This window comes from Nocardia sp. NPDC023852 (assembly GCF_040639505.1).
Lineage (GTDB): Bacteria > Actinomycetota > Actinomycetes > Mycobacteriales > Mycobacteriaceae > Nocardia.
The window spans coordinates 56,858-70,229 of sequence record NZ_JBFAAB010000021.1 but is presented as its reverse complement, the minus strand read 5'-3'; the positions used below and the strand labels follow the sequence as shown (position 1 = coordinate 70,229).

15 protein-coding genes are annotated in these 13,372 nt (G+C 66.4%); 10 read left to right on the top strand and 5 right to left on the bottom strand.

All coding sequences use genetic code 11. The annotated features are described in order from the left end of the window. Positions 1-57 precede the first annotated feature (57 nt). The 3 genes from AB0H00_RS24325 (at position 58) to AB0H00_RS24315 (ending at position 1,710) form a co-directional block, all read left to right on the top strand. Positions 58-213 carry a hypothetical protein gene (locus tag AB0H00_RS24325; protein WP_357270238.1) on the top strand — a complete coding sequence of 52 codons (156 nt, stop codon included), beginning with the start codon at positions 58-60 and terminating at the stop codon, positions 211-213. A gap of 229 nt (positions 214-442) precedes the next feature. Next, positions 443-1,264 (top strand): SAM-dependent methyltransferase, encoded by an 822-nt coding sequence (locus AB0H00_RS24320; protein ID WP_357270235.1) that lies wholly within the window; start codon positions 443-445, stop codon positions 1,262-1,264. 89 nt (positions 1,265-1,353) lie between these two features. After that, entirely contained in the window at positions 1,354-1,710 is a 357-nt protein-coding gene (locus tag AB0H00_RS24315) for a hypothetical protein (protein ID WP_357270232.1), read from the top strand. 22 nt (positions 1,711-1,732) lie between these two features. Here the strand turns inward: AB0H00_RS24315 and AB0H00_RS24310 are convergent, their stop codons facing one another. Continuing rightward, positions 1,733-2,758, bottom strand: a complete 1,026-nt coding sequence (locus AB0H00_RS24310; protein WP_357270230.1) for an NADP-dependent oxidoreductase — start codon at positions 2,756-2,758, stop codon at positions 1,733-1,735. Positions 2,759-2,820: 62 nt separating this feature from the next. After that, the gene (locus AB0H00_RS24305) at positions 2,821-3,594 is read right to left on the bottom strand and encodes an SDR family oxidoreductase (protein ID WP_357270227.1); all 774 of its coding nucleotides are present in this window, start codon (positions 3,592-3,594) and stop codon (positions 2,821-2,823) included. A gap of 65 nt (positions 3,595-3,659) precedes the next feature. Here AB0H00_RS24305 and AB0H00_RS24300 point away from each other — a divergent pair, with 65 nt between their 5' ends. Beyond that, a complete protein-coding gene (locus AB0H00_RS24300) occupies positions 3,660-4,373 on the top strand; it encodes a TetR/AcrR family transcriptional regulator (RefSeq protein WP_357270224.1) in 714 nt (237 codons plus the stop codon). Between the two features lie 69 nt (positions 4,374-4,442). Next, entirely contained in the window at positions 4,443-5,249 is an 807-nt protein-coding gene (locus AB0H00_RS24295; RefSeq protein ID WP_357270221.1) for an LLM class flavin-dependent oxidoreductase, read from the top strand. A gap of 9 nt (positions 5,250-5,258) precedes the next feature. On the opposite strand, the gene AB0H00_RS24290 is transcribed toward AB0H00_RS24295, so the two are convergent. Continuing rightward, the gene (locus AB0H00_RS24290; RefSeq protein WP_357270218.1) at positions 5,259-5,882 is read right to left on the bottom strand and encodes a LysE/ArgO family amino acid transporter; all 624 of its coding nucleotides are present in this window, start codon (positions 5,880-5,882) and stop codon (positions 5,259-5,261) included. Positions 5,883-5,955: 73 nt separating this feature from the next. Here AB0H00_RS24290 and AB0H00_RS24285 point away from each other — a divergent pair, with 73 nt between their 5' ends. Beyond that, positions 5,956-6,840, top strand: coding sequence for a LysR family transcriptional regulator ArgP (locus AB0H00_RS24285; RefSeq protein WP_357270216.1), 885 nt, complete (start codon positions 5,956-5,958; stop codon positions 6,838-6,840). A gap of 465 nt (positions 6,841-7,305) precedes the next feature. Here the strand turns inward: AB0H00_RS24285 and AB0H00_RS24280 are convergent, their stop codons facing one another. Further along, positions 7,306-8,211, bottom strand: coding sequence for a helix-turn-helix transcriptional regulator (locus AB0H00_RS24280; RefSeq protein ID WP_357270213.1), 906 nt, complete (start codon positions 8,209-8,211; stop codon positions 7,306-7,308). Positions 8,212-8,784: 573 nt separating this feature from the next. On the opposite strand from AB0H00_RS24280, the gene AB0H00_RS24275 reads away from it, so the two are divergent. After that, positions 8,785-9,717: an SAM-dependent methyltransferase gene (locus AB0H00_RS24275; protein ID WP_357270210.1), complete on the top strand. Its 933-nt coding sequence runs from the start codon at positions 8,785-8,787 to the stop codon at positions 9,715-9,717. 7 nt (positions 9,718-9,724) lie between these two features. After that, positions 9,725-10,429, top strand: a complete 705-nt coding sequence (locus AB0H00_RS24270; RefSeq protein WP_357270208.1) for a DUF6081 family protein — start codon at positions 9,725-9,727, stop codon at positions 10,427-10,429. Positions 10,430-10,729: 300 nt separating this feature from the next. Here the strand turns inward: AB0H00_RS24270 and AB0H00_RS24265 are convergent, their stop codons facing one another. After that, on the bottom strand, positions 10,730-10,918 hold the full coding sequence (locus AB0H00_RS24265; protein WP_357270205.1) for a hypothetical protein: 189 nt from the start codon (positions 10,916-10,918) through the stop codon (positions 10,730-10,732). Positions 10,919-11,327: 409 nt separating this feature from the next. Between AB0H00_RS24265 and AB0H00_RS24260 the strand changes: the two genes are divergently transcribed. Then, positions 11,328-11,624 carry a hypothetical protein gene (locus tag AB0H00_RS24260; RefSeq protein WP_357270202.1) on the top strand — a complete coding sequence of 99 codons (297 nt, stop codon included), beginning with the start codon at positions 11,328-11,330 and terminating at the stop codon, positions 11,622-11,624. 318 nt (positions 11,625-11,942) lie between these two features. After that, positions 11,943-13,358 carry an AIM24 family protein gene (locus AB0H00_RS24255; protein WP_357270200.1) on the top strand — a complete coding sequence of 472 codons (1,416 nt, stop codon included), beginning with the start codon at positions 11,943-11,945 and terminating at the stop codon, positions 13,356-13,358. The last annotated feature ends 14 nt before the right edge of the window (positions 13,359-13,372 follow it).

Here is a 13,372-nt window from a genome sequence, read left to right as displayed (position 1 = left end):
GGTGCAGTGCCGCGCCGAACCTTCCGCTGACATCACTGTGACCGCGGGGAGGGCACAATGAACACCGCTTTTCTGATTCCACTGCTGATCGCATTGCCGGTCGTCACGGCGGGGGCCGTCGTGGCAGGCTACGCCACCGTTATCGCGGCATATTGGTTCGAGTTGCGCTCCACCGAACGACACGGCGGCCGCCCGAATCCTTCGCTGCGCTGAGGGGGCGATTGCGCGGCCCGTGAGCGGTACCGCGCCGGAAATTCCGGACAGAATCGGCACGTCCGAACAGTGTTCGGACTCCAGTTGGTATCCAGCGATCCGCGCCGTGCCAGGCGTTCGCTGGCCTATCATTAACAAGGAAATTCATAGCACAAAGTCGTCGCTCGAAGGACGGCTTCGGTGCCGCGCAGGCGCCCGACACGCGGCACCACCTCAGGAGGGAACCGCCATGCCCCACAGCGATGCGCAGGTGACTACCCGGTTGCCGGCCAAATTCGATACGAGCGTCCCGCACGATGCGCGCGTCTACGATTACTGGCTCGGCGGAAAGGACAACTACCCGTCTGATCGCGCGCTCGGCGACACGATCGCCACGCACGTTCCCGCCATTCGCAGCATGGCGCGCGCCAATCGCGCGTTTCTCGGCCGCGCGGTGCGCCATCTGGTGGGTGCGGAGGGTATCGATCAGTTCCTCGACATCGGAACCGGCATGCCGAGCGCGGGCAACACCCACGAGGTGGCCCAGCAGCTCGATCCGGCGGCCCGCGTCGTCTACGTCGACAACGACCCCGTCGTGCTCGCGCACGCGCGCGCGCTGATGGCGAGCACACCGCAGGGCCGGACCGCGTTCGCCCATGCCGACCTGCACGATCCGCACTCCATCCTGGACGACCCCGCCCTGAGCGCGCTCGATCTCGACCGGCCGATCGCAATCATGCTGGTGGCGATCCTGATGTACTTCCGGGACCGCGACGATCCGCACGGCATCATCGGTCGGCTCTTGGACGCGGTGCCCTCGGGTAGCTATCTGGTGATCACCCATCCCACCGCCGACTTCGACGAGCGCGCAGTCGCGCGGGTGGCGTCGGCCGCCGAGCACGCGGGCCTCATCTTCCATCCGCGCAGCCGCGTCGAGACCGAATCTCTTTTCACCGGAACGGAAATCATCGATCCTGGTGTCGTGCCGGTGGCCGGGTGGCGACCGGACCCCGGCGTCGCCGTCGATCCGGAGTCCGCCTGGTATTGGGCGGGCATCGGCCGCAAACCCTGATCCCGGTGTCGACCAGGTGACGTTTGAGCCCCGTTCGTTCGGCAATCACCTCGAATGGACCCGAACGCTGGGTGCGACGAGGTGGTGAAATGGTCAACGACGTCGAGAAACGCTGGCGCGACCCGCGCACATTCCGCCGCGCCGCGACCTATGTCTGCTCTGTCCTCGCCACGGCCGCGCTGGTCTTCGTGCTGGCCCTGCTCTGGACCGCGGAACGGCAGAACTGTTCGGAAGCCGACACGCTGTTATGCGATACGCCGGCCCAGGCCGCCATGCTGATCGGACCGTCGTCCGTCCTACTGATCGGCGGCATCGGCGCCTTCGTCGAAACCTATGTGCAGTGGCGCCGCGGCCAGACCTGGCCGATCTGGCAGGGCGCGGGCTGGTTTCTGTTCACCCTGATGGTTGTCTATCTCGGGATCGGCGGCGGTTCGCTCACCGCCTGAACCCGGGCCGCGAACGACGCGGTCACTCGGCGACTTTCACAACGAGCTTGCCGAAATTGCGACCCGTGAGCATGCCGATGAACGCATCGGGGGCGGCGGCCAAGCCGTCCACGACGTCCTCCAGATAGCGGACGCGGCCGTCGGAGACCCATTCGCCCATCTCGCGCAGGAAGTCCGAATAGAGTTCGCGGACGAACTCGGTCTGGATGAACCCGCGAACGGTGAGGCTTTTGGACAGAATCCGGCCATAGAAGGCGGGCAGCCGGTCCAACCCGGCCGGTGCCTCGGTCGCGTTGTAGTGAGCGATCAGGCCACAGACCGGTACGCGCGCATACGTATTCAGCAGCGGATAGACCGCGTCGGCCACCGCGCCACCGACATTCTCGAAGTAGATGTCGATGCCGTCGGGTACGGCCGCCTTCAACTGTTCCGCGAAGTCGGGGGCGCGATGATCGAGTGCGGCGTCGAAGCCGAGCTCGTTCAGGTAGGCGACCTTGCGTGGGCCGCCCGCGATGCCGACGGCGCGTGCGCCCTTGATCTTGGCGATCTGCCCGACGGCCGAGCCCACCGGGCCGGTAGCGGCGGCGACCACGAGCGTCTCACCCGGCTGCGGTTTGCCGATCTTGCGAAGACCCGCGTACGCGGTGAATCCCGGCATGCCGAGCACACCCAGCGCCGTCGAGACCGGAGCCTTCGCGGGTTCGAGTTTGCGGACATCGCGGGCGCGCGCGATGTCATGCGTCTGCCACCCCGAATAAGCCAGCACCACTTCGCCTTTCGCAACCGAAGGGTCGCGGGACTCGAGCACTTCGGCCACCGTAGCGCCAACCATCACCTGGCCGACTTCGACCGGTTCGGCGTAGGACTTTGCGGAATTCATCCGGCCGCGCATGTACGGATCGAGGGACAGGTACCGTGTGCGCAACAGCACCTCCCCCTCGGCAGGCGCCGGGAGTTCAGCGGTCTCGATACGGAAGTTCTCCGGGGTAGGTGTGTCCACCGGCCGGGAAGCAAGCACGATTCTCGTCGACTCGACCATGCCGCTCATCCTAGTCGGATGGCGCGGGCGCTTCCCGCGCCCGCACCCGCACCCGCTCGGGCGTAGGGCGTTCACCAGGACGGTGTCTTGGGCCCCAAGAACAAGCCGCCGTTGACCTCCAGCGTCTGACCGGTGACCCAGCGGCCGTCACCGGAGGCGAAGAAGGCCACGGCGTCGGCGATGTCCGCACCCCGTCCGACCCGCTCCAGCGCGGTCATGCTCGCTACGCCGGAAATCGCGCCGTCGTTGGTGTGCAGCCAGGAATTCATCTCGGTATCGGTGATGCCGGGCGAGACCGTGTTCACCGTAATCCCCTGCGGGCCAAGGGTATTTGCGAGCGAGCGGCCGAGGACGTTCAGCGCACCCTTGGTCATCCCGTAGACAACTTCCGGCGTGGCGAACCAGGTGACGCCGGAGGAGATGTTGATGATGCGCCCGCCGTCGCGCAGTATCGGCAACGCCCGCTGGATGATGAAGAACGGCGCGCGCACGTTGATCGCGACCAGACGGTCGAACTGCTCTGGTGTGGCCTGCTCGATAGTGGCCTCGTAGGTGATGACCGCTGCGTTGTTCACCAAGATGTCCAATGGCCTGCCGTCCAGCCCGGCCATGAGCTCGCCGAACAGCCGGTCGATATCGCCCTCCACGCCCAGTTCCGCGCATACCGGGAACGCCCGCCCGCCTACCCGCCGAATCGCGGACACCGTCTCGTCGGCCGCCTCCTTATTGGTCCCGTAGTGCACAGCCACCTCGGCGCCGTCGGCAGCCAGCCGCTCGGCGATGGCGCGCCCTATCCCGCGTGAGGCACCGGTGACCAGGGCGGTCTTTCCAGTCGGATGGGACATATTTCGCTCCTGCGCGATAATAGGGAACGTTCCCTAACATTGCTGACACGAGCTACTCTAGACCTGTGGAGCCGAAACGTCGAGCTGCCGCGGAGACCAGGGAACACATCCTGCTCGTCGCGCGGGAGCTGTTCTATCAGCAGGGGATTCGCGCGACCGGCGTGGACCGCGTCGCCGCCGCGGCAGGCGTGGCTCCGCCAACCTTGTATCGACTGTTCGCCTCCAAGGACGACCTCGTCGCCGCCTACCTCGAACGCGAGGACCGCCATTACCGGGACTGGTTCAGCGCCGCCACCGAGGGCGACGACCCGCGCGAGCGCATCCTTGCCCTGTTCGACGCGCTGGCCGACCAGGTCGGTCCCGAATCATGTCGTGGCTGCCCGTTCCTCATCGCCCTCGGCGAGTTCCCGGACCGCGACCTGTCGAGCCACCAGCACGCCGTCGGGATGAAGAGCTGGGTGCGTGAACAGTTCAGCACACTGGTCGATGAACTTGCGGCAACCACGACGATCCACGACCCGTCGGCGCTGGCCGATCAGCTGATGCTCGTGATGGAGGGCGTCTACGCGACGACCCAGGCGTTCGGAGCGACGGGGCCCGCTGCCGCGTCCAAATCTCTGGTCGAGGCGCTCCTCCCCCGTCCGTCCGCTCCCTGTGAGCCTTTGGGACGCAACGCGTCATTCACCCAGGACCCGGTCGACGCCAGCCACACTCCGGTGCGGATCGACCCGAGCGCAGCCCGACACCGCATCGCCTCGGACACCAGCGGGTCGGCGTGAGCGTTCAAGACATCGAGATGAGTCGCCGAGGCATTGGCATGGCCGCCAGAGGTTCGTAGCGTCGAGAATATGACCTTGGAAATCGGCACCATCCTGCCCACCTCGACGCCCGATCCCGCGAATCCCATCCTCGGGGACGTACGGGCAAGCGCCCGATTCGCCGAGCAGATCGGGCTCGACTCGGTCTGGGCCACCGATCATCTGGTGGCCAGCGCACCGATACTGGACAGCACCGTCGTACTGGCCACCGCCGCCGCGGCAACCGAGCGCATCCGCGTCGGCTACGGCGTGATGCTGCTGGCGTTGCGACCAGTGGCCTGGGCGGCCAAGCAGATCGCCACACTGCAGCACGTCTCCGGTAATCGCCTGGTCCTCGGCGTCGGCACCGGCAACCCGGTGCACGGCGATGTCGCATGGCGCGCCGCCGGGGCAACGTTCGCCGACCGCGGACGGCGCACCGACGAGGCGCTGCGAGTGCTGCCCGACCTGGTCGCCGGGCGGCCGACGACGCTACCCGACGGCACCGAGGTCACGCTGTCGCCGGGCGCACTCATGCCGCCGGTCCTCGTGGCAGGCGACGCGCCGCGGGCACGCCGCCGCGCCGCCGCCTACGGTGACGGCTGGGTCGCCATCGGACTCGAGCCACGCCAGGTGAGCGCGAGCGTGAACGAATTGGGTGCGCTTGCCGACGAATACGGCCGACGGCCTCCAGCCGTCACCGTCGTCGCACCCCACCTGTCCACCGATCCCGGCCGAGCGGCCGAACAATTGACCGCCTACGCCGATGCGGGCACCGAACGGGTCGTCCTCGCCCTCTCCGGTCCGGAGTGGCGTGACGACTACGAGTTCGTGGCAAAGATCAAGGCGCAGTTGTGAATTTGCTGTTCACCCGCTGCACAGTAGCCCCAGTCCGAGTACGAGCAGCACCACCGCGATCACCGAATCCAGCACCCGCCAGGCCAGCGGGCGGGCAAACAGCGGTCCGAGCAGTCGCGCGCCGAATCCCAGTGCGGTGAACCAGAGCAGGCTGGCCAGCATCGCGCCCGCGCCGAGGAACCAGCGGTCCGGGCTCGCGTAGGTGCTCGCGAAGGAGCCGAGCAGCAGCACGGTGTCCAGGTAGACGTGCGGGTTGAGCCAGGTCAGAGCCAGGCAGGTTGCTACCGTGGCGCCGAAGGCGGCAGTTGTCCTGGCAGCTTCGGCCCTCAGCGCGTCCGGCGACAGCGCCCGCCGGGCGGTCGGCACGGCATACCCGATCAGGAACACCGCGCCCGCGTAGCGCGCCACCACCAGCGCCCCCGGTGCAGATTCGACGATCACGCCGAACCCGCCCACACCGGCCGCGATCAGCACGATGTCCGACACCGTGCACACGGTGACCACAGCCGCCACATGTCTGCCGCTGATCCCCTGACGCAGCACGAAGGCATTCTGCGCGCCGATCGCCACGATCAAGGAGAGGCCGAAGCCCAAACCGGATACGGCCGCCACCGCCGCGGAAGAAACGCTCACGTCTGTCGACGCTAAACCCGGCACCATAGCGCGACAAGCTAAAGATTCTTACCTATCATTAAGATCTCTTAATATGGATCTCCAGCTCGACCAGCTTCGCGCACTAGACGCCGCAATCACCGAGGGGACGTTCGACGCGGCGGCGCGCAGACTGAGCGTGACGCCGTCGGCGATCAGTCAGCGGATCAAGACGCTGGAGGACGCGGCGGGGCGCATTCTCGTGCGGCGAACGAAACCGGTGCGGGCCACCGAGTCCGGGCTCGCGGTGCTCCGGCTGGCCAGGCAGATCGAGTTGCTCGCCGGGGACACCGCGCGCGAACTCGGAGACGAGCTGTCCAAGGGTCCGACCCGGGTACCGATCGCGGTGAACGCCGATTCGCTGGAGACCTGGGTGATGTCCGCGCTGGGGCGTGGGCCTTCCGGGGTGTGCTTCGAGATCCATCGCGAGGACGAGGAGCACACCACAGGGCTGCTCCGCGACGGTACCGTGATGGCCGCGATCACGGCCACCGCACGACCGGTGCAGGGGTGCAAGGTCGAGCGACTCGGTGCGATGCGCTACCGACCGGTGGCCAGTCCAGAGTTCGCCAGGACCTGGTTCGGTGACGGCGCCACCACCGCGGGAGCCTATGCGGCGGCCCCGGTGGTGCTCTTCGACCGCAAAGACGACCTGCAGGATCGGCTCCTCCGTCGCCGCAGCCGCAAGCCACTCGATCCGCCGCGCCACTACGTCCCGTCGTCCACGGGATTCGCGGCGGCCGTCCGCCTCGGGCTCGGTTGGGGCATGCTGCCCGACCTGCAAACCGAGGATGATCTTGCTGCCGGTCGGTTGGTACCGATCGACCCCGGCGTCGTCATCGATGTCCCCTTGTACTGGCAGCAGTGGCGCGTACACTCCCCCGCCCTCAGCGCTGTCGCCGCCACCATCGCCGACGCGGCGGCCGACGCGTTACGCTGACCCCTGCCCGACCACGCACGCGCGGACGCCACCGGACCAGAAGGGCGGACACCCAGGCCCGGCGACGCCGTATCCGAGAAGGCGCGACCGTGGGCACGGCAGCACCGCAAGGTGATTCGGAATCACAGACTGGTCGGACGGGAACTATTTTCCGCACCGCGGAAACAAGGAAGGCAACCCGATCCGGATCGTCCTCATACCGCAGGATTCGCTGGTCGCACCCTTCGGTCCCGCCGGTGGCCCCAATTCGTATCGGGGCCGCCGTGGGCGAACCAGCCAGTGCCCGAGTCTATCCTCAGACCCCGACCTCGAAAGAAATACTGCCACATCGATCCCACCGCGTCGCGTCGGCGAACTCTCCTCCATGAGGACGTGTCTCATCCGTGGAGCCGCTACCACCGAATCGAGGTTGTTCGGCATCGCGCCGAGAAGGGCACCAGTCAGTGCCACGCGGCAGACCACACCTCAGGCAATACCCTCGCCCGAGCGCATCTCCGAAAGCAGGTCTTTGAGGAATTGCAGGCTGTCCGGTGGCGACAACGCTTCCACGCTGAGCCGGTTCATGACCGACATGTACAGTTCGACGTCGCGCCGTTTGTCCAGGTAGAGCGAACTGGTGAGTTGCTCGGTGTAGACGATGTCGAGTAGTTCGGCCTCGGGAAAGCGCAGGATACTGAACGGTCCACCCGCGGCAGAATGCCCTCCGGCCGAATACGGCAGCACCTGAATCCTGATGTTGGGGCGCTCGGCCATCTCGACCAGGTGCTCGATCTGCTCCAGGAGCACCTGCATCCCGCCTACCGGTCTGCGTAGCGCGTTCTCATCGATGACCGCCCACAGGGTCGGGGCGACGACCCGAAAGAGAATGTGCTGGCGACGCACTCGGATGGCAACCCGCCGCTCGGTTTCGTCCGTGTTGCCGAGCTGGATCACCGCACGGGCATAGTCGGCGGTCTGCAGCAGACCAGGTACGAATTGCGCCTCGTAGGTGCGGATCGTGGTCGCGGCTTGTTCGAGGCCGATGTAGGTCTCGAACCAGGCAGGGAGCAGGTCGCTGTAGTGCTGCCACCAGCCCGGGTCATTGGCCCGGCGAGCCAATTCCAGGTATGTCTCGCGTTCAGCGGGGTCGACAACACCGTACAGGGTCAGCAAATCCCTGAGGTCGCGCTCCTTGAACCCGGTCCGCCCCAACTCCAGACGACTGATCTTGGCGTGCGATCCGCGGATGGAATCGCCCGCGGCCTCCCTGCTGATCCCGCAGCCTTCGCGCAGCTGACGCAGCCGACTGCCGAGCGCGATCCGCAGTACCGTCGGACCACGTTCTGCCGCGAGAGATTCCGCGTCTGCACTGTTGTCTTCGTCATTCGTCATAGATGCCTCCGGCCGATAGGGGGTAGACCGCGGGGCGCACTGCCTCCACCATTACAGATCATCTGATGTCGGCTGCCGATCCTACTCGGCGCGCACGAAGCCGAACAACGACGCGAGCACAGGTTGAATCCGCAGTGTGGAGGCATGGATCCACAAGAGCGACAAGGCAATAAGTTGAAGGCAATCCCTGGCAGCCGAGCCGCCCCAGTACGTAGAGTTGCCTACGGCGGTGGCTGACCTGTTCCACGACCACCGAGCCCGGCCTGACATCGAACGTTCCGCGGATCACCGACCGGGACGTCCGGGCGAAGCCGGCCGATGTCCTCAGCTTCACCAGCATCGACCTTGCGACTTCCAGGACGGTGTCAACTGGTGCTCGGACTGGGTCGCGAGCTTCCACCGCAGTTCTACCCGGCGGTACCGTACAGTATCCACCGCTCGGTCGTGGTCGAAACGATCGCCCTTCGGCGAGATGAAATCATCACTGCCCGAACGTATCCGATGTTATTGCCGTGATAATCGGTGGACTCTAGGCTGGCGAGCCAGGCTGCGGCAATGCATAGAGAGGTCTTCATGTCCGATCCCACTCCCCAGACCGGTGTCCGTGCGCCGGTCGGCGTGGACACGACGCGGGCGAGCATCGCCCGCGTCTACGACGCCACACTCGGTGGCAAAGACAATTACGAGGTCGACCGCTACGTCCGCGACAAGGTTGCCGAGGTCGCGCCACACCAGGGCGACGTGGCCCGGATGAACCGCCGCTGGCTGCACCGCGTGGTCAGGTATCTGTCCGGGACCGTGGGCATCGACCAATTCCTCGACATCGGGGCGGGTCTGCCCACTGTGGGCAACACACATGAGATCGCCCAGCAGCAGAACCCCGAAGCGCGCGTCGTGTACGTCGACAACGATCCGGTCTGCAATATCCACGGCCGAGTATTGCTGGAACGCAACGAATTCACCCACTTCGTGCCTGCCGATCTGACCGAGCCGAAAACCCTGCTTACGCACTCGGAGGTCACCCCGCATCTCGACCTCACCCGCCCGTTGGCGCTGATCCTGTGCGGAATCCTGCACCACGTCGACGATGCGCTGGATCCTGCCGGAATCATGCGCGAGTACATCGACGCTCTCCCCGCCGGTTCGTACGTCGGGATTACGCATTTCTACGACCCCGCCGACGGCTCCGAGGCCCACGACATGGCCATCGAGCTGCAACGGCGTTTCACCGAAATGGGTTTGGGCTCCGGCTGGTACCGGACTCACGAGGAAATCGCCTCGTACTTCGGTGATCTGGAGTTGATCGAGCCCGGCCTGGTCGAACTCGACGACTGGTGGCCGATGGGCCCACCGGTGCGCCCGCGGCTGACCGAGGAGCGGCTGCTGCTGGGCGGACTGGGCTACAAATCCGGATCACTGGACACCGTCGTGACCTCCCTGCATCGCAGGGCGGCAAGCAAAAACTATCGACCTGGTTCCGCCAGCGGCGGCTCGGCGGAAAGGTAATGCGACAATGACCTATGACGAACTGAACGGACCAGAACTCCGGAACGACCGGTGGCGTTTTCTGGAGGTTCCACTAGGGGAAGGCCAAGCCTGGAGCTACGCCGACCCCTCGGCCCGGACCGACATCGACGATGGCACCGTGTCGGTCCGTATCGACGCCTTCACCCGGTCGCACTCGGACGTCCAGATCCTCGACAACCCGAAGCATCTGCTGGTGTCGGTACAGGAGTTCGACCTCAACGGCGGACCTCGGACCTTCGCGGTGGAGATGGCAGCCGAGAACATCGGCTCCACCGGCGAGGACTACCGGGATGGGTTCGCCGCCTTCAATGTCCTCGACATGGGCAGCGCCCAAGTGTTCGACCTGATCGCGACCAGCAAGCACGCCTACGCGATTCACGAACGGTTGCTCGTGCCTGGCGTCGTACCCAAGGAACAAGCGTTCACGCATATCGTGCACGCTCCGCTGGCGGGCATCGACATCAAACCCGCCGAATTCCACCATTACGCGGTCACCATCGACCGCGATGCCGGCACCGTCGGCTGGTCGGTCGATGCCACCCCCGTCTACACCGCTCACGTGCTGAACCTGCCGGAGAAGGTTCAGATCGGATTCGGCATCATCACCCTGCACCCGATCCGTGACGGGCAAAGCACCTCGCTGCGCGGACAGGGTCTGCATGGTCTCTGGCGAAAATTCACCGTGGACTGAGCACACCCCGCTGACCGGGGGCCTGCGCTTGCCTTGGGCGCCCAGACCTGTGGTGGCTTTGGTCGACGACCACGATGGCCTCGGCGGAGTTGGCGCCCAGCCGAGTACGACTGGGCGCCGGCGCCATGCTCTCCGGGCGGGCGGATGTCCACCACGGGATCACGTCGTGCGATCTCACCGCCGTCGAGCGATACCAACCCCGGTCGTCCGACCAGGAGTAGGTGTTCGACGTCACCGGGCATCACGATCCGTGACGCCGAACTACCTGTCGCCGTGGGACGGTGCCGACACCGCCATCATTCAGATCATTTCCTTACGTGGCCACTCACGGCGAGCTCGGGCGTAATCCTGTGCCATAGCTTCACTCTCGATCAGATCTCGCTCGAACTCGTCTAAACTGTCGTCCCGGCGGCGCGGATCCCACACCATGGCCGCGGCCGAACCGACCAACAACGTAACGACAATGGCCGCTACGATTGCGTACAGCACGTCTTCCACCCTCCTGAGATTCCGAATCGATGGCGCGGGCTATTGCGAATACTCAACGCGCACAGCCTTTTTCATGCCGCACGCATAGTAGACCGCGATCCTCCGCATGGCATGCGCAGGACCCATCACGCCCGGGCGTCGGGAGAGATTCGCATCGAAGGCGCATGCGCACCGATTCGCGGAAACGCCACCGCGAACCCTTAGCGTCGCCTACGCTCATCCCTGTCCCGGTGGCCCCGGGACATGCAGCGCGGGACCGGTACGCCCAAGCCGACCGCGATCGCTGGTGGTAGCGGTGAGGTTCGACGGTTCGATGAACCTCACCGTCACGCCTATCCTGCAGCAAATCCTGCGGACATTCGCTCGGAATAACGTGCATCCGGCATCCTCCGGGCTACCGTCTTCGGTCATGGACGACATCGAACTGCAGCCTCCGACCGTCGCCTCCGCGAAGCAGACCGGACTGGTCCTGGACATCGCCGACCTCGACATCCACAACCCCCTCGCCGTGCCCGGCGAAACGACCTACCCGTACATCCGCTGCACCGACCACCGAGTTCTGCGTCTACCCCGGCCACTGCACCGCTGGGCGACCGACATCATCGCGCTCAATTACGCCCAGCACGCCAGTGGCGCGGTGCCACTGTTCCCCGGACAGGTCGAATTCGGCATCCTCGACGGCACCATGTACGCCGAACTCCTCTGACCAGCACCCGCCACGGCGAGGGCCCGACCGATACGGCCGGACCCTCGCCGCCGACCTTTGCGGACCGGGCCCCGCCCTGCAGGGGCGCGCAGGCAATTCACCTTCCCGACATCGGGCACGCTCGCCCGCGGTGTCCCTGGCGACGTCGGCCCTGGACACCTGTTCGGGCGATGGCACGCGGGTCCTACGGCCCGAGCCGCGGTCGAGCATGAGCGGCTCAGACCCGGCTCGGTAGCGAACACTCCGGAGGCACGACACACTGGAGGCCGTGAATCGCATGTCATTCGGACGGCGCGCCTGCGCACTGGAGGGCCCGCCGTGACCGATCTCGCCCGCGGTGAGAACCGCCCCGCTCCCGGCGATCGGCTGACGGTCACCGTTACGTGTTCAGCCCCCGTGGATGTTTCGGCGTTACTGCTGAACCCCGAAGGGCGAGTACGGTCCGACGCCGACTTCGTGTTCTTCAACCAGCCGGTGGCCCCCGGCGTCACCTACCGGCACGGCCGCGGTTCCGGTGACGTGGTGGAGATACAGACCTCCGCCTTACCCGCCGACGTCGACCGCGTAGTCGTCACCGCCAGCCTGGACGGCAGCGGGCCCGCCACCTTCGCGAGCGTCGGCTCGCTGCGCGCCACCATCGCGGCCGATGCAGGCGGGCTGGCCTTCCCGATGAGCGGACTCAGCACCGAGACCGCCGTGGTGTGCGTGGAGATCTACCGCCGCGGCGGCAGCTGGAAGGTCCGCGCGGTCGGCCAAGGCTACGACAACGGCCTGGCCGGGATCGCGACCGCGTTCGGCGTGAACATCGACGACGAGCCCGCACCTCCGACTCCGCCACCCGCCGCGCCTCCCCCACCCATGTACCCACCGACCAATCCGGTGGCACAGCCGTATCACCCCGCGTCACCGACCTTTTCACCGCCACCGGCCTATCCCTCGTCGCCCGCCCCGGTGCCGCCACCACCGATGCCCTCACCCCAGCAAGGAGCGCTGCCGATGCAGAGCGAACTGTTCGCCCCGAGCCATGCCGAAGTCACCGGCGCCGGCATCCAGAAGCAGGGCGGCAAGATGATCAAGGTCGCCGTCAACGGCGAGGTCATGGCGCGCGCCGGGTCGATGGTCGCCTACCAGGGCGACCTGCAGTTCCAGGCGCTCGGCTCGGGCGGCATCGGACGAGCGATCCAGCAGCGGCTCACCGGAGAGGGTGTTCCGCTGATGAAGGTGTCCGGCCGCGGCGACCTGTTCGTCGCCAACGGCGCCGCCGATGTGCACACCATCGATCTCGACGGCACCGACGGCCTCACCATCAACGGCGCCAACGTGCTCGCGTTCGATTCCACGCTGACATACAACGTCCGCATGGTGCAGGGCGCCGCTGGGTTCGCCAGCAACGCGGGGTTGTTCAACTGTGTCTTCACCGGCCGGGGCCGCATCGCGATCACCACACACGGCACGCCGGTCGTGCTCAACGTCGACCAGCCGACCTATGCCGACCCGCAGGCGGCAGTGGCTTGGTCGTCGAGCCTGCAGACCGGGATCAAACGAAACGATTCCTTCGGCCTCGGCCGGCTCATGGGTCGCAGCACCGGCGAGGGCATGACGCTCTCGTTCTCCGGCCGCGGTTTCGTCATCGTGCAGCCCTCGGAGCTGCCACCCGGCGGCTTCATCGGCGGCACCGGCGGCGGCCAGGAGGCGGGCCAGAGCGGCGGCGTCCTCGGCGGACTGTTCGGATAGCGCGAGCGTTCGCG